Below are 24,095 nucleotides of genomic sequence, written 5' to 3' on the forward strand. Positions count from 1 at the left end.
GGCGGAGAGGACCAAGACATGCCGGGGCAACACCCGCACAGAGCGGGACGGGCCGTTTCCGGCGGCCATGACGATTCGGGGATTGCTGGCTCCGCCCTGGAAGGCGGGAGCCTGTCCTGGCGCGCCCGCGCGTCGACATTTCTTGCCACCTCCGCGCTCACGGTCCCCTTGGCTGGCGCCGTCGCGCATGCCGAAACCGCTGCTGCCAGCGTCGCCGGACTGTCGCTGAGCGCCATCGAGGTCATGCAGCTTGCCGTGTTCGTCGGCGTGACTGGTGCCGCACTGATATCGGCCATCGTTCTCATCCGCGAAAGAGCCCGCACCTCGGCGGAGAATGTCGAACTCAGGAGCCGCTTGGCCGACATCAACGCGGCGCTCCGCCGTTCGGAGGCGCTGCTCAATCTGCGCGACCAGCGCGTCGTCGTCTGGGCCGCGGAAAACAAGAAGCCCGAGCTCATCGGCACATTGCCCGTCGAAAGCGGCGCTCCCGAGGATAGGGCCGCTTTTCTTGCTTTCGGCCGCTGGCTGATGCCGCGTTCGGCGGCGGCACTCGAACATGCCGTCGCGGGATTGCGCGAAAGGGCCAAACCCTTCGACCTCGTCATCGAATCGCAGGCCGGCGCGCCGCTCGAAGTGCATGGCCGCAAGAGTGCCGCGCATGTGCTCGTGCGTTTCGTCTCGCTCTCGGAGACGCAGCGCAGCCAGGCCAGGCTGAAGATCGAGAACCAGCGGCTGGCCGCCGACCACGACACGATGATCGGCCTGCTCGACGCGATGAACATGCCGGCATGGCTCCGCGGCGAGGATGGCGGGCTGAAGTGGGTCAACCGCGCCTATGCCGATGCCGTCGAAGCCGAAAATGCCGAAGCCGCGGTTCGGGAGAAAAGGGAGTTCCTCGGCGGTCAGGCGCGCGATGCTATTGCCGCCCAGCACAAGACGCATCCGGTTTTCGAGCAGTCGCTGTCCACCGTGATCGAAGGTGACCGCCGTGTGTTCGCGGTCACCGATTTCGCCGGCAGCGATGGCTCGGCCGGCCTTGCCTGCGACACCAGCGCCATTGAGGCCGTTCGCGGCGAATACGAACGGACGGTGCGAAGCCACGCCGACACGCTCGACCAGCTCAACACGGCGGTCGCCATTTTCGACATCGACGAGAAGCTGCGGTTCTTCAATCAGGCCTTCCAGAAGCTTTGGGGGCTGGACGCCGGCTTCCTGCACAGCGCACCCGACAATGCCTTGCTGCTCGACCGGCTGCGCAGCGAAGGCAAGATCGCCGAACAGCCTGAATGGCGCCGCTGGAAGGAAGGCCTGCTCGGCGCCTATCGCGCCGTCGAATCCCAGGAACATTGGTGGCATCTGCCGGATGGCAAGACCATTCGCGTCGTCGCCAATCCGCAGCCCAAGGGCGGCGTGACCTGGGTGTTCGAGAACCTGACCGAGAAGATGGACCTCGAAAGCCGCTACCAGACAGCGGTGCGGGTTCAGGGCGAGACGCTCGACAATCTTGCCGAAGGCGTGGCGGTGTTCGGACCCGACGGCAGGCTCCGGCTGTCGAATCCTGCCTTTGCCACTCTCTGGGGATTGAGCGGTGAAGCGGCCAAGCCCAGCGTCCATGTGTCGGCGATACGTGACCTCTGCGACCGGCAGGCCGCGGACAGCCCCTGGCCCAGCTTCGTTGCCGCCATCACCGGCTTTGACGACGAGCGCCGCGACCGCCACGGACAGACCGAGCTCAACAACGGCAATGTGCTGAGTTACGCCATGATCCCGCTGCCCAACGGGCAGGTGATGATGACCTTCGTCGACGTTACCGACAGCGTCCATGTCGAGCGGGCGCTGAAGGACAAGAACGAGGCGCTGCAAAAATCCGACCAGCTCAAGAATGAATTCGTCCAGCACGTCTCCTATGAACTGCGCTCGCCGCTGACCAACATCATCGGCTTCACCGAACTCCTGTCGCAGCCCACGACCGGTCCGCTGTCGCAGAAGCAGCGCGAATATGTCGAGCATGTCAGCTCGTCCTCCTCGGTCCTGCTCACCATCGTCAACGATATCCTCGACCTGGCGACGGTGGACGCCGGCATCATGCAGCTCGACATTTCCGAGGTGCAGGTCGATCGCACCATCGCCGCTGCGGCCGAGTTGGTGGCCGACCGGCTGGAAGAGCATTCGATCAGTCTCCAGGTGGACGCCGTTGCGGCGCCGAAGACGTTCCATGGCGATGAGGTCCGCGTCCGCCAGATCCTCTACAATCTGCTCAGCAACGCCGCCAATTACGCCCCGGAAGCCAGCATCATCCGGCTCACTTGCCGCCATCTGGCGGATGGGGTGGAATTCTCGGTTCATGACGACGGCCCCGGCATGCCGCCGGATGTGCTTGATTCGGTGTTCCGCCGTTTCGAGCCGCGCGCCAATGGCGGCCGCCGGCGCGGCGCCGGCCTCGGCCTGTCGATCGTCAAGAGCTTCGTCGAGCTGCATGGCGGCAGCGTTCGCATCGAAACCGGCAAGGACAAGGGCACGACCGTCATCTGCACCTTTCCAGACATGCCGGGCATCCGCGCCGCGGCCGAGTAGCGCGTTCGATGACCGGACTGGTGCTGGAGCGATTACTCGCCGACGAGACCCACACAGCGCGGCTGGGCGAAGATCTGGCGCTGTCGCTGCGCCCGGGCGACGTGATTGCCCTCAAGGGCGATCTGGGCGCCGGCAAGTCGACGCTGGCGCGGGCCTTGATCAGGACCCTGGCCGACGATGCCGGCCTCGACGTTCCGAGTCCGACCTTCACATTGGTGCAGAGCTACGACACCCGCATTCCGGTCCATCATTTCGATCTCTACCGCCTGTCCTCGGCGGACGAGCTCGATGAGCTTGGGTTCGACGAAGCCCTGGCGCAGGGTGCTGCTTTGGTCGAATGGCCGGAACGGGCGGAAGCCCATCTGCCGAAAACCACGATCCTGATAGAGCTCGTCCAGCATGGCGACGGCCGGCTGGCGCGATTGTCAGGGCAGGGTGATGCCTTCGATCGGGCGGCACGGTCGCTGGCCATGCGCGACTTTCTCGTGAACGCCGGCTGGGGGGAAGCGCAGCGCCGCCATTTCATCGGCGATGCCTCGGCCCGCTCCTATGAGATCGTTTCGCTGCCGGACCGAAAGCCGCAAGTGCTGATGAACTCACCACGGCTGGTGCTCGGCCCGCCGGTTCGCGACGGCAAGCCCTATGCAGAGATCGCGCACACCGCCCAGTCGGTCTCCGCCTTCGTAGCCATCGACCGCGCCTTGAAAGCGGGTGGGGTCAGCGTTCCGGAAATCCATGCCGAGGACCAGGAGCAGGGATTTTTGCTGCTCGAACATCTCGGTTCCGAGGGGTTTCTCGGCGGCGATGGCCAGCCGGTGGCCGAGCGCTACATGGCGGCGGCCGAGCTGCTGGCCATGATGCATGGCAGGACCTGGCCGCAGCGCCTGGAAACAGGACACGGCGGCTTCCACGATGTGCCGCCTTTCGACCGCGATGCCATGATGATCGAAGCCGATCTGCTGGTCGACTGGTATGTACCGGCGATATCGGGCGACCCGGCAAGTGACAGCTTGCGCGCCGGTTACCACAAGCAATGGAACGCGCTCCTCGACCGGCTGCAAGGCCGCGAGTACACGCTGATGCTGCGCGATTTCCATTCACCCAACATCATCTGGCGCGGTGATCGTTCCGGCCATGACCGGCTGGGCATCGTCGATTTCCAGGATGCGCTGATCGGCCCGTCCGCCTATGACGTCGCTTCGCTTGCCATGGACGCTCGTGTTACGATGTCGCCCGAGCTCGAGAGAGCGGCGCTCGACGCCTATGTCGCCGCGCGCCACGCAGCCGGTGCTTTCGACGAAGCAAGCTTCCTCGAAACCTACGCCGTCATGGCGGCGCAGCGGAATTCCAAGATCCTCGGCATCTTCGTCCGTCTCGAAAAGCGCGACGGCAAGCCCTATTATCTGAAACACCTGCCGCGCATCCGCGATTATCTGCGCCGGGCCTTGTCTCATCCGGCGCTGGCAAGCCTGCGCGAGTTCTACGACGCCCACGGTTTGCTGGAGGAGCGAGCGCTGTGACAGCAGGACCCGACACCGCCATCGTACTCGCAGCCGGGCTTGGCAAACGCATGCGGCCGATTACCGACACCATCCCCAAGCCGCTGGTCAGGATAGCCGGCAAGACGTTGCTCGACTGGAGCCTCGACAGCCTGGCCGCCGCCGGCGTCGGCAAGGCGGTCGTCAACGTCCACTACTTTCCCGAACAGATCGTCGCCCATGTCACTGCCCGCCGCGCGCCAAACATCGTCATTTCCGACGAGAGCGAACAACTGCTCGATTCCGCCGGCGGCATCGTCAAGGCGTTGCGGGAACTGGGCGATCAGCCCTTCTACATCCTCAACGCCGACACGTTCTGGATCGATGACGGTCCTCTGAATCTCCAGCGCCTCGCCCTTGCATGGGACGCGGCGAAAATGGATATTCTGCTGATGCTGGCGGATCTCCAACAGGCGACCGGACACTGCGGCAGCACCGATTTCCTGGTGGCGCCGGATGGCGGCTTGCGGCGTTCGAAAGGCGACCCGGCGGGGCTGATCTATGCCGGGGCGGCGATCGTCCATCCGCGCCTGTTCGAGGGTGCACCGGCCGGGCCGCACTCGCTCAACGCCTATTTCGATTCCGCCATCGCGGCCGGCCGCCTGTTCGGCATGCCGATGCATGGCCACTGGATCACCGTCGGCACGCCCGATGCCGTACCGCTCGCGGAAGCGGCGGTCGCCGGTGCGCTCATCGAGTCGCAATGAGCGGCTCCAGCCGCGTTTTCTCGATCCCGCCCGGAGCGCCGTTTCTGCCGACGCTTGCCGAGGCGCTGCTTGCCGGCCGTCTTGTCCCGGGGTTTCGATTTGACGGCGACCCGCTCGCTTTGGCCGATGTCACCATCTATGTGCCGACACGCCGTGCTGCGCGCGCTCTGCGGGGTGTCTTCGTCGACAGCCTGGCGGCACGCGGCGGCGGCGGCTCGGCGATCCTGCCGGTCATCCGGCCACTGGGCGAGTTCGACGAGGATGAGGCCGCATTCGAGACGGAGGCATCGGCGGCCATCGATCTCGCGCCGCCGATTTCGGCAACCGAACGCCTGTTGCTGCTGACGCCGCTGGTTCGGGCCTGGAAACGCCGGCTGCCGGCGCATGTCGCCGCCCTTTTCGCCGAGGAGATCGTCATCCCGGCTTCCACCGCCGACGCAATCTGGCTGGCGCGCGATCTCGCCCGGCTGATGGACGAGATCGAGACGGAAGGCACCGACTGGGCCAAGCTCACAGATCTGGTGACCGGCAATCTTGCCGGATGGTGGCAGGTGACGCTCGAATTCCTCGGCATCGTCACCGAAGCCTGGCCGAAATTCCTCGCGGAAAGCGACCGCTCCAATCCGGCCGCGCATCGCAGTGCGCTGATCCGCGCCGAGGCGGCGCGGCTGCTGCGCAATCCGCCCGCCGGCCCCGTTATCGCCGCGGGCTCGACCGGCTCGATACCCGCCACGGCCGAACTGCTTGCCGCCATCGCCGGCCTGCCCGGCGGCGCCATCGTGCTGCCCGGCCTCGACCGTACGCTGGACGAAGCGTCGTTCCAGGCAATCGCCGCGCCAGGCGCGCGTCCAGCCGTGCTCGGCCACCCGCAATATGGCCTGGCCAGATTGATCGCCAAGGTCGGCGGGCTGCGCGGTGACGTCGACGAGCTCGGCGTGGCCGAGCCGCGTCTGGCGCTCCGCGCCGCTCTTGTCGGCGAAGCGCTGCGGCCGGCCGAGACCACCGAACTCTGGGCCGAGACACGTGCGGGCTTCCCGGCCTCCGATATGGCCGGCGCCTTCGCCGGGGTGACCTTGCTCGAAGCTGCAAGCGAACGTGATGAAGCCGTCGCCATCGCCGTCGCGCTCAAGCGCGCGGTTGAACAGCCCAGCCAAAGGGCGGCTCTCGTCACCGGCGACCGCGCGCTGGCGCGGCGCGTCTCGATCGAGCTCCAGCGCTTCGGCGTCGCGGCCGACGATTCCGGTGGCACGCCGCTCGCCAACACCCCCGCGGCCAGCCTGCTCAGGCTGGCGCTCGAGGCATTATTCAGGCCAGGCGATCCGGTCGGCCTGCTGTCGCTGCTCAAGCATCCGCTGCTTGGCCTTGGCCTCGAACGGGCCGATGTGCGCCACGCGGCGGAACTGGTCGAGCTGGTGGCGCTGCGCGGCGGCACCGGCCGCCCCGACATCGTTTCGCTGCCGGAACTGTTTGAGGCCCGCCTCACCGGCCTGGGCGGCGGCAGCCGGCAGCCCTTCTGGTTTTCCCGGCTGACCGTGCGCTCCATCGAAACCGCCCGGAATTTGCTTGAACGTCTCAAGCAGGCGCTGGCGCCGCTCGCAGCCTTCCGCGGCCGGGACGATGCCGACCTTGCCGCGCTTGTCAGGGCCAGTGTCGCCATCCTCGAAAATCTCGGCCGCACCGTCGATGGCGGCCTTGCCGAACTCTATGCCGGTGACGCCGGCGAGAAGCTTGCCGAACTGCTGCGCGGGCTGGTCGCGGCTTCGGCTTCGCTATCCTTCGCGGCGACCGAGTGGCCCGATATCATGGCGGCGCTGATCGCGCCTGAAACGGTCAAGCCGGCACACGGCACCGACCGGAACATCGCCATCTGGGGCGCGCTGGAAGCGCGCTTGCAGACTGTCGATACGCTGGTCATCGGCGGGCTCAACGAGGGCGTGTGGCCGCGCAAGCCAGAGAGCGACCGCTTCATGTCGCGGCTGATGAAGACCGGCATCGACCTCGAACCGCCGGAACGGCGCATCGGCCTTGCCGCGCATGATTTCCAGATGGCCATGGGGGCTGGGAAGGTCGTGCTGTCCCGCTCGGCGCGTGCCGGCGACGCACCCGCCGTGCCATCACGCTGGCTGCAGCGGCTGTTGACCTTCATCGGCAACGATCAGGCAGCAGAGTTGCGCCGGCGTGGCGACGAACTGCTCGCCTGGGCGCGCGCGCTGGATACAGGCCCAAGGCAGGATTTCGCGCCACGGCCGCAGCCGAAGCCGCCCTTGTCGGTGCGCCCGACGCATTTCTCGGTCACCGAGATCGAGACCCTGCGCCGTGACCCCTACGCCGTCTATGCAAGACGCATCCTCGGCCTGATGCCGCTCGATCCGGTCATTCGCGATCCTGGTGCGGCCGAGCGCGGCACGCTGTTTCACGCCATCCTGCACCTGTTCTCAGGCAGCGTCGCCGATCCGCGCGCCCCCGATGCGCTTGCCGGCCTTATCGCCGCCGGCCGCGTCTGTTTCGTCGAAGCCGACCTTCCGGCGGATGTCGAGGCCGTGTGGTGGCCACGTTTCGAGAAACTCGCCGCAAACATCATCGAGTGGGAGCGCACGCGCGCCGATGCAGTGACAAGGCGCCATGCCGAGGAGCGCGCCGGAAAGACCGTCGTCGGCCAATCCGGCGTGACTCTGTCCGGCTACGCCGACCGCGTTGACCTTTTGGCCGGCGGCATGGCCGACATACTGGATTACAAGACGGGGTCCTCGCCGTCCAAGGCGCAGGCGCACACACTGCTTGCGCCGCAACTGGCGTTGGAGGGCGCGCTGCTCAGGCGCGGCGCCTTCAAGGATTTGGGCGCGCGCGAGCCCTCTCAACTGGCCTTCATCAGGCTGAAGCCGAATGGCGAGGTGTTCGAGGAATCCATCCTCGAACACAATCGCCAGCCGCGGACCGCGACCGACCTTGCCGAAGAGGCCTGGGCGCGGCTGGAAAAGCTGTTGATCCACTATGCCGATCCTGCGACGGGTTATCTGTCGCGCGCGCTGCCGTTCCGCGAAGGCGAGACCGATGGCGACTACGACCATCTTGCCCGCGTGCTCGAATGGTCGGCAGGCGGCGATGCCGGTGACGAGGGAGGGGAGGCATGAAAAAGGCCTATCCGATCCCCAGCGACACCGCGACCAGCCAGGCCCGCGCCGCCGATCCCGGCAATTCCGCCTGGGTGTCGGCGAATGCCGGATCCGGCAAGACCCATGTGCTGGCCCAGCGCGTCATCCGGCTGCTGCTGCGCGGCACCGATCCGTCGAAGATCCTGTGCCTGACCTATACGCGTGCCGCCGCCGCCAACATGTCGAACCGGGTGTTCTCGACGCTGTCGGAGTGGACGACGCTTGGTGACGCGGACCTTGCGGCAAAGGTCGAGGCGCTGGAGGGCCGCCGGCCCGATCTCGAGACCATGCGCCGGGCGCGGCGCCTGTTCGCCGAGGCGCTGGAAACACCCGGTGGGCTGAAGATCCAGACCATCCATGCCTTCTGCGAATCGGTGCTGCACCAGTTCCCGCTGGAAGCCAATATCCCGGCCCATTTCGAGATGCTCGACGGCCAGATGGAGGCCTCGCTGTTTGCCGCGGCTCGCCGCGAGATGATTTCGGGCACATCCGCCGGTGACAAGAATCTGGCTGAGGCTTTTGCCGCCATTCTCGATCGGGGCGGCGAAGCCGGGCTAGACGCCTTGCTGGGTGAGATCGTGCGCAAGCGCGACGGCTTGCGCAATTTCATCGACGCCGTCGGGCGTGACGGCACGCGCTTCCAGGCCCTGTTCGACGAATTCCATTTCCATCCAGGCCAGACGGCCGAGGGCATAGCCGCTTCGGTATGGCCGTTGCCGGGTTTCCTGCCCGACTATTTTGCCGGCTTCGCCCACGCAGCCGAGGCCACCGACGCCAGATCGGTGCTGAACAACATCCTGCCCTATGCGCGGCAGGCTTTCGCCGAGGGCGATCCCATTCGGCGCCTGCAACTGCTCGCGCGAGCCTTCCTCAAGACCGATGGCGACGCCTACGACCCGGCAAAGGCCTTCAAGAAGGCCCTGGTCGACCGGCTGCCGTATCTGGCGGAGCGCTATCTCTCGGCCGCCAACGCCATCGTCGAAACCACCGACCGGCTGGCCCTGTTCCGGATGCTGGAGGGTACAAGAGCGGCGCTGACCATCGCCGACTGGCTGATCGCCCGCTACGAAATGCTGAAGCGCAGCCGCGGCTTTCTCGATTTCAACGACCTGATCACCCGCACCGTCAACCTGCTGGCGCGACCAGACGCCGGCCCCTGGGTGCAGTACAAGCTCGACCAGGGCATCGACCATATCCTGCTCGATGAAGCGCAGGACACCAGTCCGGACCAATGGGAAGTGGTGAAACGGCTGGCGGAAGAATTCTTTGCCGGCTTGGGCGCGCGCGACAGGGTCCATCGCACGGTCTTCGCCGTCGGCGACGAGAAGCAGTCGATCTATTCGTTCCAGGGGGCTGCCCCGGACTCCTTCGCCGACAGCCGGCTGTTGTTCGCCGGACGAGTGCGTGACGCCGAGGCGTCCTTTGCCGACCTCAAGCTGACCTGGTCGTTCCGCTCGACCGACGATGTTCTGACCGCGGTCGACCGCGTCTTTGCCGACGCGAGCGTGCGGCGCGGCATCAGCCATGATCCCGATCCGCTGCGCCACCAGGCGATCCGCACCGACGCACCGGGCTATGTCGAGGTGTGGCCGTCAGTCGGCGCCGATGTCGTCGATGAGCCCGACGACTGGACGCAAGCCATCGACCATGCGCACGCGCCGGCGGTGCGCGTGGCCGAGAACGTCGCCGCCACCATAGCCGGCTGGATCGGCACCGGTGAGATCATCGAGGGTCGCGGCAAGCGGCTGCGGCCGGGCGATGTGCTTGTGCTGGTGCGCAAACGCGATCGCTTCGTCCATGCGCTGACCCGCGCACTCAAACGCCGCGACATTCCGGTCGCCGGCGCCGACCGGCTGAGCCTGCCCGGGCACATCGCGGTCAAGGACCTGATTGCGCTCGGTCACCTCCTCATCCAGCCGCAGGACGACCTGTCGCTCGCCGCGGTACTGCGCAGCCCGATCTTCGATCTGCCGGAAGAGACGCTTTTCACGCTCGCCGCGCAGAGGCCGGCTGGCCTGTCGTTGATCGCATCGCTGCGCCAGCACGCCGGCGAAAGCGAGAGAATGGCGAAGATCGTCGCTCAGGTCGACATCTGGACGAACGAGGCCGCCTTCAAACCGGTGTTCGAGTTTTACGCTTGCCTGCTGGCGCGCGATGGCGTGCGCCGCAAGATGATCGCGCGGCTTGGGCCCGAAGCCGGCGACATTCTCGACGAGTTCCTGAGCTTCTGCCTTGCCGAGGAGCGGACCGGCCTGCCGGGGCTGGAAGCCTTCCTGTCGACGCTGGAAAACGCCGGTCCCGAGATCAAGCGGGAGATGGACCAGACCCGCGACGAGGTCCGAGTCATGACCGTGCACGCTGCCAAGGGGCTGGAAGCGCCGGTCGTGTTCCTGGTCGATGGCGGTTCCGCCCCGTTCAGCGACCAGCATTTGCCGCGCCTGATGCCCTTCGACGGCTCCGGCGCGAACTGGGACGGCAAGGGCTATCTCTGGCGCTCGGCCAGCGACGTCGCCAACGGCTTTTCCAAAGCAGCGGCAGCGCGGGCACGGGAACTCGCCGACGACGAATACCGCCGGCTGCTCTATGTCGGCATGACCCGTGCCGAGGACCGGCTGATCGTCTGCGGCTATCACGGCAAGCGGGCGCCGAACGCCGGCACCTGGCACTCGATCGTCAGCCGCGCGCTGATCGGCGCGCCGGAAAGCGAACAGCGTGCGCATCCCGCCGGCGGCGAGCCGGTGCATCGTTTCCATGTCACCAAGCTGCCGCCGGTCGCACAGGCTTCCAGCGAGCAGGCGCGGCGGACGGATGCTTTCGGACCTTTGCCGGCGACTTTGTTCCGGCCCTTGCCGCCCTTCGAGGATCTGCCGCGTCCGCTGTCGCCATCCGGTGCCTCGGCGCTGATAGACGAAGGCAAGGAAGCTGTGGTCGACAAGACGTCTCCGGTGCTGGACGCCGATGCCGAGCCGGGCTTTGCCGTGCTGCGGGGGCTTGCCCTGCACAAACTGCTGCAGATGTTGCCCGGCATTGCGGAGCCTGACCGCTCGGACGCCGCCGAGCGCTATCTCGCACGAACGGGTGCTGATTGGCCTCCGTCAGAGCGTAAAAAGGCCCTGGCGTCGGTCACGTCAATCCTTGCCGATCCCGGCTTCGGTCAGCTGTTTGCACCGTCGTCGCGCGCCGAGGTCGCGATCATGGGCAGCCTGGAGGTCAAGGGCAAGAAGCGCTCGATTTCCGGCAAGATCGACCGGCTGGCGGTGACATCGGACAGTGTGTCGATCGTCGACTACAAGACCAATCGGCCGGCGCCCGGCTCTCTGGCCGAGGTTACGCCGGCCTATGTCCTGCAGCTCGCGCTCTATCGCGCCTTGCTGCAACCGCTCTATCCCGGCCGCATGGTCAAGGCGGCCTTGCTGTTCACCGAGGCGCCACGGCTGATCGAACTGCCGGCCAGCGCCATGGACGACGCTCTTGCTCGACTCACGCGAGCGTGACACAACACCTGCTTGAAGAAGGGCGCGATCGCCACCACATTTGGTGGTACAAAAACTTTCAAAAGGATTTTTCCATATGGCAACCGTGAAGGTCGACAAGAGCAACTTCCAGGCTGACGTGCTTGACGCCAACGTACCGGTCGTCGTCGATTTCTGGGCGGAATGGTGCGGCCCCTGCAAGCAGATCGCTCCGGCGCTCGAAGACATCGCCACCGAACTCGGCGCCAAGGTCAAGATCGCCAAGCTGAACATCGACGAGAATCCCGAGCTTGCCGCCCAGTTCGGCGTGCGCTCGATCCCGACGCTGATGATCTTCAAGGGCGGCGAAATGGCCGACATGAAGGTCGGTGCGGCGCCGAAGACCGCGCTGTCGCACTGGATCAATGGCAACCTCGCCTGACCTATCTGAAATTCCTGATATCAAGCCCGGCCTCGCGCCGGGCTTTTTGTTGGCGTCATTGGTAACAGGCTCTGGCCCTCACATCCGGGCAATCCATGTCTTCTGTTGGCAGCGCAAGCAGGGAGAAATGATATGACCGGATCCGCCAAGGCCACCGTCTTCATCGACAATGAGCGCGTCATCGTCACCGAATACCGCTTCCAGCCCGGCGACAATACTGGCTGGCATCGCCATGGCCATGACTATGTCGTGGTGCCGCTGATGGACGGCAAGGTGAAGCTGGTGACCAAGGATGGCGAGAACTTCGCCGAGATGAAGAAGGGCGCACCCTATTTCCGCAAGGAAGGCGTCGAGCACGACGTGATCAGCGCCAATGAGGGTGAATACGCCTTCATCGAGATCGAGCTGAAGTGATGGCGTGCCATCATCTGCCATCTTGATGGCAGGGGCAGGAAAGGCTATATCTTTTCAAAAGGGAGTTTGAAATGGCCGAACCCCAGCTTTCCGTCCGCAGCGCAAAAGCACGTGATCTTGCGCATCGACTCGCTCGTCGCGAAAACCGCTCAATAGCTGATATCGTCGAACGCGCGCTTGAATCCTATGAGATTCGCGAGGCCGGGCGAGAACCGGCATCCGCCTTCTACTCCCGCCTGACGGCAAGCGTTGGCGTCGACATCGATCTGGAAGAAATCATACGGGAAAACCGCAAGGTCCATACAGGGCCGGAGCTTTGATTTTCGTCGACACCAATGTGATTTCTGAGAGCCTTAGAAAGGCGCCTGACGCGGCTGTCATGGCTTGGCTGGTTCGCAACGATACCGAACTGGCGCTTCCCACGGTGGCGATTGCCGAAATCGCTTTCGGTATCCAAAAGATACGACCTGACGAGCGTGCCGATCGCCTGGAGCAAGGTCTCTCCCAATGGCGCCATCGCTTTGCCGGTCGCATTTTTGGGCTGACGGAGGAGGCGGCTCTGGCTTATGGCGAGATTATGGGAACGGCGACGCGCAAGGGCCGGGGCATGTCGGCACCCGATGGCATGATTGCAGCGATAGCGCGCGTGAATGGCGGTCGGCTGGCAACGCGTAACCTGAACGACTTCGGCCCGGCCAACCTCGAGCTGATCTCACCTTGGGATTTCTAATGCATGTCGCCCAAAAGTGATCTCGGTTTTGGGAAGACGACATGCATAAAAACAATGGCCTAAAGCGGGTCACCTGAATTCGTTCAGACGCGACACGCGTTAGGGCGTTTCACCGTTTCACGGAAAAGGAGGAATGCTCTACCAATCGGCGATGCGGTCGCCGCCGGCGAACTGTGCGCTTTTGCCGGTGTATTCGAACAGCTCGATCTTCACGCCGTTGGGATCGCGGATCCAGGCCTGGAAAGTGTCGTCGCAGGCGTGCTTCTTGGCCGTGACGTCGATGCCCTTCGATTTGATGTGATCGATCGCAGCATCGATGTTTTCCACCTCAAGGCAGAAATGGTTGATCTGGTTCTGCTCGGTGTAGGCCGTGCCGTCCTTCTGGAACACCTCGATGTGGCTGCGCCCGCCGCAATTGAGGTAGAACCCGAAAATCTTGCCGTCGCGCAGGAAATTGAACTGCGTATCCAGGCCCAGCACGTCGCGATAGAAGCTTCGCGTTGCCTCCAGGTCATGCGCGAAGATGCAGACGTGAGCGAGCTGCTTAACCTTGATCATGACGGGTTCCTCGCAACTCCGACCTCAGGTCGGCGGAGTGCCGTTCTCGGCCAGCACCGCGCCGGTCAGATACAACGAACCGCTGATCAGGATGCGTGGCGCCGGGCCGTCCCAGGTGTCGCGCAGCAGCATCAGCGCGCTGGCGACGGAACTCACCGGCTCGGCGGTCAGCCCGGCTTCCGTCGCGCGGATCGCCAGTTCGTCATTAGGCACGCCGGCCTCGCTGAGGCTCACCGGCACCGTGTAGACATGCCGGGCGAGGCCCTTGAAGGCACGGAAATAGCCGCTCTGGTCCTTGGTGTTGATCATGCCCGAGATGAGGAACAGCGGACGCGGGTTCTTCTCTTCCTGCTCGGCCAACGCTTCGGCAACCACCACGCCGGCTCCCGGATTGTGGCCACCGTCGAGCCAGATATCGGCGCCCTTGGGTGCCAGTTCGGCCAGCCGGCCCTGCATCAGCTTCTGCATGCGGCCGGGCCAGGCGACATTGATCATCGCCTTTTCGGCGGCGCGATGGCTGATCTCGAAACCGGCCGCCTTGACCGCGGCAATCGCCGCCGCCGCATTGGCGAACTGGTGGCGGCCGGGCAGCCTGGGCGGCGGCAGGTCCATCAACCCGTCTTCGTCCTGGTAGACCATGCGGCCGTTTTCCTCGAAGGCAAGGAAATCCTGGCCGTAGACGAAGGTGGGGCATTCAAGCCGCTCGGCGGTTTCGATCAGCACCTGCAGCGCCGTTTCGCTCTCCTGCGCGCCGATGACCACCGGACAGCCGGGCTTGACGATGCCGGCCTTTTCGGCCGCGATCAGTTCGACCCGGTCGCCGAGATAGGCCTCGTGGTCGAGCGACACCGGCATGATCACCGACACGGCGGGCTCCTTGACGACATTGGTCGCGTCGAAGCGGCCGCCGAGCCCGACCTCGATGATGGCGGCGTCGGCCTGGTGTTCGGAAAACAAGAGGAAGGTGACTGCGGTGAGAATCTCGAAGACGGTGATCTTCTCGCCCTCATTGGCCCTGGCGGCACGGGCAATAGCATCGGCGAAAACCCTGTCTTCGACCAGCCTGCCGCCGCCATCGGCAGCCAGCCGGTAACGCTCATGCCAGTTGACCAGATGCGGCGAGGTATGGACATGGACGCGGTAGTCCGCGGCCTCGAGCAGGGCGCGCGAAAAGGCGGCGCACGAGCCTTTGCCGTTGGTGCCGGCGATGTGGATGACCGGGGGCAGCCGATCCTGCGGATTGTCAAGCCGCTCCAGCAGCCGCGAAATGCGGTCGAGCGAAAGGTCGAAGCCTTTCGGATGAAGTGCCATCAGGGCTTCGATTTCGCGGTCGGCGGCAAGCGTCGTCATGGGTAGAATCCTAGCGCATGAGCCTGAAAACCAGAATCGTTTCGGATGGCCATGGCAATCAAAAGCTACAGCGCGCCGAAGCCGTCGTGCAATCGCGGTCGCGGCGCTTCGTGTCGCTTCAGGCTTGCGGCCGAGCTTCCGCGGCGACCGCTGCCGGCGGCAGGATTTCCGGCTCCAGCGGCTTTTGCTCCTCCGGCAGCTTGAGCAGCATCTTGAGCAGCCGCGATATGGTTTCGCGCAGCTCCAGCCGCGACACCACCATGTCGACCATGCCGTGCTCCATCAGATATTCGGAGCGCTGGAAGCCGTCGGGCAATTTCTCGCGGATCGTCTGTTCGATGACGCGCGGTCCGGCAAAGCCGATCAGCGCGCCGGGCTCGGCGATGTGCACGTCGCCCAGCATGGCGTAGGAGGCGGTCACGCCGCCCGTGGTCGGGTTGGTCAAAACGACGATATAGGGCAGGCCGGCTTCCTTCAGCCGGTCGACACCGATCGTTGTCCGCGGCAATTGCATCAGGGACAAAATACCTTCCTGCATGCGCGCGCCGCCGGAAGCGGCGAACAGGATCAGCGGCCGCTTGCGCTGCAGGGCCACTTCGAAGCCATGCACGATGGCGTCGCCGGCAGCCATGCCGAGCGAGCCGCCCATGAAGGCGAAGTCCTGCACCGTGACCACCACCGGCAGACCCTCGACGGTGCCCAGCGCATTGATGATCGCGTCCTCAAGGCCGGTCTTGGCCTTGGCGTCCTTCAACCGGTCGACATAGCGCTTCTCGTCGCGGAATTTCAGCGGATCCTGCATCACCTTGGGGTTGTCCAGGGTCTCGTATTTGCCGCCATCGAAGAAGAATCTCAGCCGCTCCTTGGCCGAGATCTTCATGTGATGGCCGGACGAAGGAATGACGAACTGGTTGGATTCCAGGTCCTTGTGGAACACCATCTCGCCGGTCTCCGGATCCTTGATCCAGAGATTCTCGGGCATGTCGGTGCGCCGGCCGAGCATCGAATTGATCTTCGGGCGAACGTAATTGGTGATCCAGTTCATCGCTTCGGCTCCTGTCCTGACGAAGATTTGGCTAAAGACGTAGGGAAACTATTCGGCAGCAGCAAGGCGGGCCGAGCGCACACCTTGCGCAAGGCCGCTGACCAGCGTGGCGACGGCTTCGGCCGGATCGGCGGTCTTTTCGCCCTTCGGTCCCAGCACATTGGCCACCGCATTGACGATCGCGGTGCCGACGACGACGCCGTCGGCATTGGCGCCGATCACCCGGGCCTGCTCGGCGGTCTTGACGCCGAAGCCGACGCAGACCGGCAGGTCGGTGTGGCCCTTGATGCGCTTGACCGCCGCCGCCACCTTGCCGGTGTCAGCCAGCGCCGAGCCGGTGATGCCGGTCATCGAGACGTAATAGACGAAGCCCGACGTGTTCTGCAGCACTTTCGGCAGGCGCTTGTCGTCGGTGGTCGGCGTCGCCAGCCGGATGAAGTTGATGCCGGCCTTGAGCGCCGGAATGCACAGTTCCTCGTCCATCTCGGGCGGCAGGTCAACGACGATCAGCCCGTCGATGCCGCTGGCGATCGCGTCCTTGAGGAAGCGGTCGACGCCATAGATGTAGATCGGATTGTAATAGCCCATCAGCACGATGGGCGTCTCATTGTCGCCAGCACGGAAGTCGGACGCCATCTTCAGCGTCTTGACCAGCGTCTGGCCGCCCTTCAGCGCCCGCAGGCCCGCTGCCTGGATCGCCGGGCCGTCGGCCATCGGATCGGAGAACGGCATGCCGAGCTCGATGATGTCGGCGCCAGCCTTGGGCAGTGCCTTCATGATCGACAAAGAGGTGTCGTAGTCGGGGTCGCCGCCCATGAAATAGGTGACGAGCGCCGGGCGGCCCTCGGTCTTCAGCTTCGCCATGCGGCGGTCGATGCGGGTCACCATGATCAGATCTCCATGCCCAGCATCGAAGCCACCGTGTGCACGTCCTTGTCGCCACGGCCGGACAGGTTGACGATGACGATCTGGTCCTTGTCCATGGCGGGCACGATCTTCACCGCATGCGCAATGGCATGCGCGGATTCCAGCGCCGGGATGATGCCTTCGACGCGCGTCGTCAGCTTGAAGGCCTCCAGCGCTTCGTCGTCGAGGATCGGCACATATTCGACGCGGCCTGAATCACGCAGCCACGAGTGCTCCGGGCCGACACCAGGGTAATCGAGGCCGGCCGAGATCGAATGGCCATCCATGATCTGGCCGTCAGAGTTCTGCAGGAGATAGGTACGGTTGCCGTGCAGCACGCCGGGCGCGCCGGCATTCATCGACGCGCAATGCTCGATGCCGTCGAGACCGCGCCCGCCGGCTTCGATGCCGATGATGCGGACATCCTTGTCGTCGAGGAACGGATGGAACAGGCCGATGGCGTTGGAGCCGCCGCCGACAGCGGCGATGATCGTGTCCGGCAGCCGGCCCTCCTGTTCGAGGATCTGCGCCCGCGCCTCGATGCCGATCACCGACTGGAAATCGCGCACCAGCTCCGGATAGGGATGCGGGCCCGCAGCGGTGCCGATCAAGTAATAGGTGTCCTCGACATTGGTCACCCAGTCGCGCAACGCCTCGTTCATGGCGTCCTTCAGCGTGCCGTGACCGGCGGTCACCGGCCGCACTTCGGCGCCGAGCAGCTTCATGCGGAAGACATTGGGGCTTTGCCGGGCGACGTCGGTGGCGCCCATATAGACGACGCAGGGAAAGCCGAAGCGGGCCGCGACCGTGGCCGACGCCACGCCGTGCTGGCCGGCGCCGGTCTCGGCGATGATGCGCTTCTTGCCCATGCGCTTGGCCAGCAGGATCTGGCCGAGGCAATTGTTGATCTTGTGCGAACCGGTATGGTTCAGATCCTCGCGCTTGAAATAGACCTTTGCGCCGCCGAGATGCTTCGTGAGGCCTTCGGCGAAATAAAGCTTCGACGGCCGTCCGGCATAGTGGGTCGACAGGTCAGTCAGCTCGGCCCTGAAATCCGCATCGTTCTTGACCTCGTTCCAGTGCCGCTCCAGATCGAGGATCAGCGGCATCAACGTTTCGGCAACGAAACGACCGCCGAAAATGCCGAACATGCCCTGTTCGTCGGGTCCGGTGCGGAAGGAATTGGGTGTCGCCGGCTTGTTCATCGCCGATCTCCTGGCTTGTCGTTTACAGCACGCTCAGGCTGCGCGGGTGTTCCGCGCGGCCCTGACGGCCCGGAAAAACTGTTCGATCAGCGCCGGATCCTTGATGCCCGGCGCGCTTTCCACGCCTGAGGAAATGTCTATTCCGGGCGGGTCGGCAAGCCGAAGGGCATCGCCGATATTGGCGGCGTTGAGCCCACCGGAAAGCATGTAATCGACGCTGCCGTCAAGGCCGGCGAGGATGTGCCAGTCGAAGGCCACGCCGTTGCCGCCCGGCAGTTGCGAGCCTTTCGGCGGCTTGGCGTCGAACAGGAACCGGTCGGCTATGCCGATGAACGGCTTTATCCGTTCGAGATCGGCGGCCTCGCTGAGCGGCAGCGCCTTCATCACCGGCAGGCCATAGCGGGCTTTGACCTCGGCGACGCGATCGGGCGTTTCCGCACCATGCAGCTGCAGCATGTCAGGCTGCATTTTGGCAACGATTTCATCAAGGAAGGCGTCGCTGGTATCTACGGTGACGGCAACCGCCATCGCCTTGCCGCGCGCAGTCTCGCGCAGACGGCCAGCCTCGGCAGGTTCGACATAGCGCGGGCTTTTGGCGAAGAAGATAAACCCGACATGGCTGGCGCCGCCGGCCAGCGCCGCGGCCATTGCCCCGTCGGTCTTCAAGCCGCAGATCTTGATGTCGAGTGCCATGGCGCGGGAATTGGCATGAAAAGCGAAAAGAGTCGAGAAAAAGCATGCTGTTTGCCGACACGGCCAAAGGCGCTACCTATGGATGAACAGGACACGGCGGGAGCACGATCATGACCGACAGGACAATTGCCGAACTCAGGCAGAAGGTCGCGCAGGCGCGCGAGGTCATCGCGCACCTGATCGACAAGGCTGCCTTCAACGGCGCCGAAGCGCACCGGGCGCTCGACTATTTCGGCGGCGATGAATTCGACGGCAATTTCCTGCCGTGGCCGCATCATGGCGATGAGGGGTTGCGGCCTGAGGACTTGAACGCCGCAAACGACGACTGAGCGATCTACTCGAACATGATCGCCTGCAGCGCACCGCCATTGCGCTTCAGCCAGTCCTTGCAGCGATCGGTGTCGGGGCAGAGCTTTTCGCACAATTTCCAGAATTTCGGACCATGGTTCATCTCCTTGAGATGCGCCACTTCATGCGCGACGAGATAGTTGATGACCGGCGACGGCGCCATCATGATGCGCCAGGAGAAGGACAGATTGCCTTCGGAGGTGCAGGAGCCCCAGCGGCTCGACGTGTCCTTGAAGCGGACGGCCTTGGCGCGTTTGCCTAACGCCTGGGTGTGCTTGAGCACCAGCTTCTCGATGTCCTTCTTGGCCTCGCGCTTGAGAAAGTCGGCGATGCGGCGCGGTAGGTGTATGCGATCGCCGTGCACGATCAGCAGCGGGCCGCGCTCATCGCTCGACACCGTCACGGTCCCGCGCTTTGATGGCTCATGGACGATGCGGTGCGCCACGCCACGCACCGGGATCCTGATGCCGGGCCGCACCTGCGGCCGCGTCGGCACCTTGGCCAGTCGCTGCTCCAGCCAGTCCTGGTGCCGCTCGAGGAACCTGTCTACCTCGCCGCGGCGCAGGCCTGGCGGCACGGTGATGCGCAGACCCTGGCCGCCTGAATCGATGCGCAGCGTCATTCGGCGCGCCCTGGCGCTCTCGACGATCTTGAGCGGCAGCGTGCGGCCGGCGATGCAATATTCGCGTTCCACGACAGGCGTGGGCTTGGGCTTTGTCAGATTGCGAAAGAAGCCGAGAGTCATGGCGGGACGATACGCGATTCGAGAAAAACGACTAGAACAAAAAAGAAACGGCGCCGCTCGCGCGACGCCGTCGTCATACCTTGGCCTGTCCTACAGCGCCGCGCGTCCTCTGGGACGCGCAAAGGACGCTGTAGCACTTTAAGTTGGCGCATGACCCGAAAACCGGTTCCGGTTTTCGGGGTTATGCGTCGGGCCTCAGTCGTCAAGCAGGTTCGAACCCTTGCCACGCTTGGTGGTCGTCGTTCCGGCGCCCGGATCGGTCTTCGTCGGAGCCGTCGACTTGTTGCGGTTGGCCATGAACCGGTCGAACTCGTCCTGATCCTTGGCGCGGCGCAATTCGCGGGCATACTCGTCGAACTGGGTCAGCATCTCGTCGAGCTTGCGACGCTCTTCGTTCAGGCGCTCCAGTTCCTTTTCGCGCCAGTCGTCGAAAGCGACGTTGCCGGTGCGGGCGGAGCCATTGCCCCAGCGCGCGGCCTTGTCGGAACCGCGGCGGCATCCGGCGAAGATGCCGTCGGTCGCGCGGTTGACGTCACGCTTGAAGCCATCGAGGCGGTCGCCCCAGATGATGTAGGCGAGCATGGCGAAGCCGAGTGGCCAGAACACCATGAAACCCACAACCATCAACGCGATGGTTGCGGGCGTCCAGGCCGGACGGATCAATGCGGATGTGTTCATTTTCTCCCATTCCTTCGGTTGGAGACAGCCAAACCCGGCTGCGTGGAATCGAAATGGGAAGAGAAAAACGGCGATTCAAGACAATGTCCGCCAAATCCGGACAAGCATCTGAAATGATTACCGCTTTTTGATCATATCGAGGGAAAGCACGACCAACCCGGCAATCAGGCCCCAGAATGCGGCGCCAACGCCGAACAGCGTCAGGCCCGACGCGGTGACGACAAAGGTGACGGTGGCGGCCATGCGATCCGCCTCTTCCTTCAGCGCGATAGACAGCGCGTTGGCGAGCGACGCCATCAGCGCCAGGCCTGCCACCAGCACGATCAGGCTCTGCGGCAGCACCGCGAAGATCGCCACCAGCGAAGCGCCGAAAATAGCAAAGATGAGATAGGCGAGCGCATAAAACGGCCCGGTCTTCCAGCGCTCGGCGGGATCGGGGTGGACGTCCGGCCCGGTGCAGATCGCCGCCGAGATCGCCGCCAGATTGGTCGTCGAGCCGCCGAACGGCGCCGACAGCAGCGAAAACAGGCCCGTGACACCGATCAGCGGGCCGGGCTCCGGGTGATAGCCGGCGGCGCGCAGCACGGCGAGGCCGGACAGGTTTTGCGACGCCATGGTGACGAGGTAGAGCGGCAGTGCCAGGCCAATCACCGCCTTGGTGGTGAAGTCAGGCGCAATCAGCGTCAGCGTCGACAGTTCCGGTGTCGGCAGGCCACCGACACGGCCGGTGAGGAAAGCGGCGAGGCCACCGCCGATCAGAACCGCCAGCACCGACAGCGCCGGGTTGAACAGCCTGATAACGAAGAAGACGGCGATCAGCGGCAGGATCAGCCACGGGTCGATCGGAATGGTCTTCACCGCATTGAGCGCGAAGGTGACGACGATGCCGGCCAGCATGCCCGAGGCGACGGAGGGCGGTATCCTCGAGATCAGCTTGGTCAGGGGCCGAAACAGCCCTGTGGCGATCAGAAGGACGCCGGTGACGATGAAGGCGGCGACGGCCTCGCTCATCGAAAAGCCGCTCGATGCCGCGATCAGCGCCAGGCCCGGCGTCGACCAGGCGGTGATGACAGGCATTTTCGTGCGCCATGACAGCCACAGGCTCTCGATCGCCATGGCCAGGCAGATCGTCGTCACCCAACTTGCCGTCTCGATCTGCGTCGCACCGACTGCGGTGGCGGCTGCGATGACGATGGCCAGCGTGCCGCCGAAGCCGACGATCGCCGCGACGAAGGCGGATATCGGGATGGAAAGGCGCATCAGTTTCCCCTCTGCGCCATCGCATCGACGGCCCGCACCAGCATGTCGAGATCTTGGGGTCGCGACAAGCGATGGTCGCCGTCGGGGATCAATGACAGTGTCACGTCGTCGGCGGGCAGCAAGCTGACCAGCTTCAGTGCGTGGCTTGCAGGCACGTCCGCATCGGCCAGGCCCTGCAGGATGTGCACCGGGCAATGGGTGTCGATCGGGCCTGTCATAACCCGGTTGTAGCGCCCGTCCTCGATCAGGGCGCGGGTGTAGATGTAGGGTTCCGTGGAATAGTCCGACGGCTCTTCGAAGAAACCTTTTTTGGCGAGATCGCGCTTCTGCGCCTTGGTCAGCACCGGTTCGACCAGGTCGGCGGTGAAATCCGGGGCTGGCGCCAGCAGCACCATGCCGGCGACGTTGCTATCGCCTGCCTTGCGCAATTCCTGCACCATGCGCAGCGCGATCCAGGCGCCCATCGAGGAGCCGACCAGGATCTGGCTGCCCCGGGTGAAATGCCGGAACACGGCAAGGCTCTGCGCAAGCCATGTCGAAATCGTGCCGTCGGCAAAGGCGCCGCCGGATTCGCCATGGCCAGAATAATCGTGGCGCAGGAAGGCGCGGCCTTCTTTCGCCGCCCAGTCCGTCAGCGTCTGCGCCTTCGTGCCCAGCATGTCCGACTTGTAGCCGCCGAGCCAGACGATGCCTGGCGCAGAGCCAGCAGTATGGCGCACCGCGATGCGCGATCCATCTACATCCAGAAAGATTGGGGGCGTAGCAGTCATGGCTTTTCCTCAACGCGGGTCTTGTGACACAGCCGGTGGCGTGGCGAAAAGTGCTCACGATGTTGTTTGTTTGGTGCAGAGCAGCGATCAGGGTGATTTTCTGTCAATGCTGTGCTATTGACTCCGCCCGCGCGCTCACCACATTGCGCGTCCACGCATCAACACTGACGAACCTGAACGAAACGGCCAAGGAGACCACGACCATTCGCAGACCTTTCAAAGCAGCGGCGCCGACCAAGGATGGCCCGCGCTCCAACCGTGACATCCGGGTTCCCCGGGTCCAGCTTATCGACGCCGATGGCCAGAACCGCGGCGATATTTCCATCAACGATGCGTTGCTGCTCGCCGAAGAGGCTGGGCTCGATCTCGTCGAGATATCGCCCAATGCGGTGCCCCCCGTCGTCAAGATCCTCGATCTCGGCAAGTTGAAATACGCCAACCAGAAGAAGGCGGCCGAGGCGCGCAAGAACCAGAAGGTCATCGAGATCAAGGAGATCAAGATGCGCCCGAACATCGACAGCCATGACTACGAGACCAAGATGAAGGCGGTTCGCCGCTTCTTCGAGGAAGGCGACAAGGTCAAGCTGACGCTGCGCTTCCGTGGCCGCGAGATGGCGCATATGGAACTCGGCATGCAGCTTCTGAACAAGGTCCGCGAGGAAGTGGCGACGATTGCCAAGGTCGAAGCGGAACCGAAGCTCGAAGGCCGCCAGATGATGATGGTGCTGTCGCCGCGCTAGAGCGATCCCCGTCAAAAGCAAAGGCCGCTTCGGCGGCTTTTGTTTTGTTTTGCCTCCGCCATGATTTCTCCGCAAGTTGCTTCGACAAGGATTCTGGTTGCCGGTCCTCGCGGCGAAAGGATTCTCCCATGACCGCTGCGGCACGTTCTACAAGTGAAATGGGTCGCTATCAGCGGCGCCGGCGCGTCCTGCTGGCGCTGCTAATCGGCGCTTTTTGCGCTTTGCTGATCTTCGGCGGCTCCCCGCACGATGAACTGACCCACGAACGCATAGAGGCGCACGGGATCGCCCTGATACTGATCGGAATCGGCGGCCGGCTCTGGTCGATCCTCTATATCGGCGGCCGCAAGTCGGCCGAAGTGGTTGCAACCGGCCCATATTCGGTGATGCGCAACCCGCTGTATTTTTTCTCCACCGTAGCGGCCGTCGGCATCGGCACCCAGACCGGCAGCGCGATCGTCGCGGTAGCGTCGGCGGTTTTGTGCGCGGCCGCGTTCCACATCGTCACGCTGCGCGAGGAACGGCATTTGACGACCGTGCTCGGGGCGCCGTACAAGGACTACGTTGCACGGGTGCCGCGTTTTTTTCCCAATCCCCGGCTTTATCGCGATCAGGCCGAGGTCACCTTCACACCGCGCATCTTCAATCACACGCTGCGCGACGGCTTGATGTTTCTGGTTTCCATACCGTTTTTCGAACTCATCGAGTCCGGACAGGAAAGCGGTGTAATTCCCGTCCTCTTCTGGCTGTATTGAGCTGCGGTAGGCAGTCAAAAGAGGCGACATGCA

The 24,095-nt window shown here is 64.3% G+C and carries 22 protein-coding genes; 12 read left to right on the forward strand and 10 right to left on the reverse strand.

All coding sequences use genetic code 11. The annotated features are described in order from the left end of the window. Positions 1 to 18: 18 nt before the first annotated feature. The 9 genes from EOA19_RS03605 (at position 19) to EOA19_RS03645 (ending at position 13,009) form a co-directional block, all read left to right on the forward strand. Positions 19 to 2,574 carry a PAS domain-containing sensor histidine kinase gene (locus EOA19_RS03605; protein WP_023810628.1) on the forward strand — a complete coding sequence of 852 codons (2,556 nt, stop codon included), beginning with the start codon at positions 19 to 21 and terminating at the stop codon, positions 2,572 to 2,574. 8 nt (positions 2,575 to 2,582) lie between these two features. Continuing rightward, positions 2,583 to 4,094, forward strand: a complete 1,512-nt coding sequence (tsaE, locus tag EOA19_RS03610) for a tRNA (adenosine(37)-N6)-threonylcarbamoyltransferase complex ATPase subunit type 1 TsaE (RefSeq protein ID WP_023810627.1) — start codon at positions 2,583 to 2,585, stop codon at positions 4,092 to 4,094. Next, on the forward strand, positions 4,091 to 4,819 hold the full coding sequence (locus EOA19_RS03615) for a nucleotidyltransferase family protein (RefSeq protein WP_023810626.1): 729 nt from the start codon (positions 4,091 to 4,093) through the stop codon (positions 4,817 to 4,819). Before tsaE ends, EOA19_RS03615 begins: the two co-directional genes overlap by 4 nt. After that, positions 4,816 to 7,950, forward strand: a complete 3,135-nt coding sequence (addB, locus tag EOA19_RS03620; protein WP_128302731.1) for a double-strand break repair protein AddB — start codon at positions 4,816 to 4,818, stop codon at positions 7,948 to 7,950. Before EOA19_RS03615 ends, addB begins: the two co-directional genes overlap by 4 nt. Next, positions 7,947 to 11,465, forward strand: a complete 3,519-nt coding sequence (gene addA, locus EOA19_RS03625; protein WP_128302732.1) for a double-strand break repair helicase AddA — start codon at positions 7,947 to 7,949, stop codon at positions 11,463 to 11,465. The genes addB and addA overlap by 4 nt, the downstream gene beginning before the upstream one ends. A gap of 76 nt (positions 11,466 to 11,541) precedes the next feature. Continuing rightward, the gene (gene trxA / locus EOA19_RS03630; protein ID WP_023810623.1) at positions 11,542 to 11,865 is read left to right on the forward strand and encodes a thioredoxin; all 324 of its coding nucleotides are present in this window, start codon (positions 11,542 to 11,544) and stop codon (positions 11,863 to 11,865) included. A 132-nt stretch (positions 11,866 to 11,997) separates the two neighbouring features. Then, complete coding sequence (locus EOA19_RS03635) at positions 11,998 to 12,279, forward strand: cupin domain-containing protein (RefSeq protein WP_023810622.1); 282 nt, start codon at positions 11,998 to 12,000, stop codon at positions 12,277 to 12,279. A gap of 71 nt (positions 12,280 to 12,350) precedes the next feature. Beyond that, positions 12,351 to 12,599: a hypothetical protein gene (locus EOA19_RS03640; protein WP_023810621.1), complete on the forward strand. Its 249-nt coding sequence runs from the start codon at positions 12,351 to 12,353 to the stop codon at positions 12,597 to 12,599. Further along, positions 12,596 to 13,009 (forward strand): type II toxin-antitoxin system VapC family toxin, encoded by a 414-nt coding sequence (locus EOA19_RS03645; RefSeq protein ID WP_023810620.1) that lies wholly within the window; start codon positions 12,596 to 12,598, stop codon positions 13,007 to 13,009. Before EOA19_RS03640 ends, EOA19_RS03645 begins: the two co-directional genes overlap by 4 nt. 138 nt (positions 13,010 to 13,147) lie before the next feature. Here EOA19_RS03645 and EOA19_RS03650 read toward each other — a convergent pair whose 3' ends face one another. The 6 genes from EOA19_RS03650 to EOA19_RS03675 all read right to left on the reverse strand — a co-directional run bounded on the left by EOA19_RS03650 (position 13,148) and on the right by EOA19_RS03675 (position 18,766). Beyond that, positions 13,148 to 13,567, reverse strand: a complete 420-nt coding sequence (locus EOA19_RS03650; RefSeq protein ID WP_023810619.1) for a VOC family protein — start codon at positions 13,565 to 13,567, stop codon at positions 13,148 to 13,150. 24 nt (positions 13,568 to 13,591) lie between these two features. Continuing rightward, positions 13,592 to 14,917, reverse strand: coding sequence for a folylpolyglutamate synthase/dihydrofolate synthase family protein (locus EOA19_RS03655; protein WP_023810618.1), 1,326 nt, complete (start codon positions 14,915 to 14,917; stop codon positions 13,592 to 13,594). Positions 14,918 to 15,035: 118 nt separating this feature from the next. Next, complete coding sequence (accD, locus tag EOA19_RS03660) at positions 15,036 to 15,962, reverse strand: acetyl-CoA carboxylase, carboxyltransferase subunit beta (protein WP_023810617.1); 927 nt, start codon at positions 15,960 to 15,962, stop codon at positions 15,036 to 15,038. A gap of 48 nt (positions 15,963 to 16,010) precedes the next feature. Then, a complete protein-coding gene (trpA, locus tag EOA19_RS03665) occupies positions 16,011 to 16,850 on the reverse strand; it encodes a tryptophan synthase subunit alpha (RefSeq protein ID WP_023810616.1) in 840 nt (279 codons plus the stop codon). 2 nt (positions 16,851 to 16,852) lie between these two features. Next, positions 16,853 to 18,073, reverse strand: coding sequence for a tryptophan synthase subunit beta (trpB, locus tag EOA19_RS03670; RefSeq protein WP_023810615.1), 1,221 nt, complete (start codon positions 18,071 to 18,073; stop codon positions 16,853 to 16,855). Positions 18,074 to 18,106: 33 nt separating this feature from the next. Further along, the gene (locus tag EOA19_RS03675; RefSeq protein WP_023810614.1) at positions 18,107 to 18,766 is read right to left on the reverse strand and encodes a phosphoribosylanthranilate isomerase; all 660 of its coding nucleotides are present in this window, start codon (positions 18,764 to 18,766) and stop codon (positions 18,107 to 18,109) included. A 110-nt stretch (positions 18,767 to 18,876) separates the two neighbouring features. Here EOA19_RS03675 and EOA19_RS03680 point away from each other — a divergent pair, with 110 nt between their 5' ends. Continuing rightward, a complete protein-coding gene (locus EOA19_RS03680; protein WP_023810613.1) occupies positions 18,877 to 19,095 on the forward strand; it encodes a hypothetical protein in 219 nt (72 codons plus the stop codon). Positions 19,096 to 19,100: 5 nt separating this feature from the next. On the opposite strand, the gene EOA19_RS03685 is transcribed toward EOA19_RS03680, so the two are convergent. The 4 genes from EOA19_RS03685 to EOA19_RS03700 form a co-directional block, all read right to left on the reverse strand. Continuing rightward, positions 19,101 to 19,859, reverse strand: a complete 759-nt coding sequence (locus EOA19_RS03685) for a M48 family metallopeptidase (RefSeq protein ID WP_023810612.1) — start codon at positions 19,857 to 19,859, stop codon at positions 19,101 to 19,103. Between the two features lie 195 nt (positions 19,860 to 20,054). After that, positions 20,055 to 20,537 (reverse strand): DUF2852 domain-containing protein, encoded by a 483-nt coding sequence (locus EOA19_RS03690; protein WP_023810611.1) that lies wholly within the window; start codon positions 20,535 to 20,537, stop codon positions 20,055 to 20,057. 117 nt (positions 20,538 to 20,654) lie between these two features. Beyond that, positions 20,655 to 21,797 (reverse strand): benzoate/H(+) symporter BenE family transporter, encoded by a 1,143-nt coding sequence (locus EOA19_RS03695; protein WP_023810610.1) that lies wholly within the window; start codon positions 21,795 to 21,797, stop codon positions 20,655 to 20,657. Continuing rightward, positions 21,797 to 22,567: an alpha/beta hydrolase gene (locus EOA19_RS03700; RefSeq protein ID WP_023810609.1), complete on the reverse strand. Its 771-nt coding sequence runs from the start codon at positions 22,565 to 22,567 to the stop codon at positions 21,797 to 21,799. The genes EOA19_RS03695 and EOA19_RS03700 overlap by 1 nt, the downstream gene beginning before the upstream one ends. 203 nt (positions 22,568 to 22,770) lie before the next feature. Between EOA19_RS03700 and infC the strand changes: the two genes are divergently transcribed. Further along, positions 22,771 to 23,307, forward strand: coding sequence for a translation initiation factor IF-3 (gene infC, locus EOA19_RS03705; protein WP_023810608.1), 537 nt, complete (start codon positions 22,771 to 22,773; stop codon positions 23,305 to 23,307). A gap of 128 nt (positions 23,308 to 23,435) precedes the next feature. Next, on the forward strand, positions 23,436 to 24,062 hold the full coding sequence (locus tag EOA19_RS03710; RefSeq protein WP_023810607.1) for an isoprenylcysteine carboxylmethyltransferase family protein: 627 nt from the start codon (positions 23,436 to 23,438) through the stop codon (positions 24,060 to 24,062). Positions 24,063 to 24,095 lie beyond the last annotated feature (33 nt).

This window comes from Mesorhizobium sp. M7A.F.Ca.US.010.02.1.1 (assembly GCF_004023085.1).
In the GTDB taxonomy this organism is placed as follows: domain Bacteria; phylum Pseudomonadota; class Alphaproteobacteria; order Rhizobiales; family Rhizobiaceae; genus Mesorhizobium.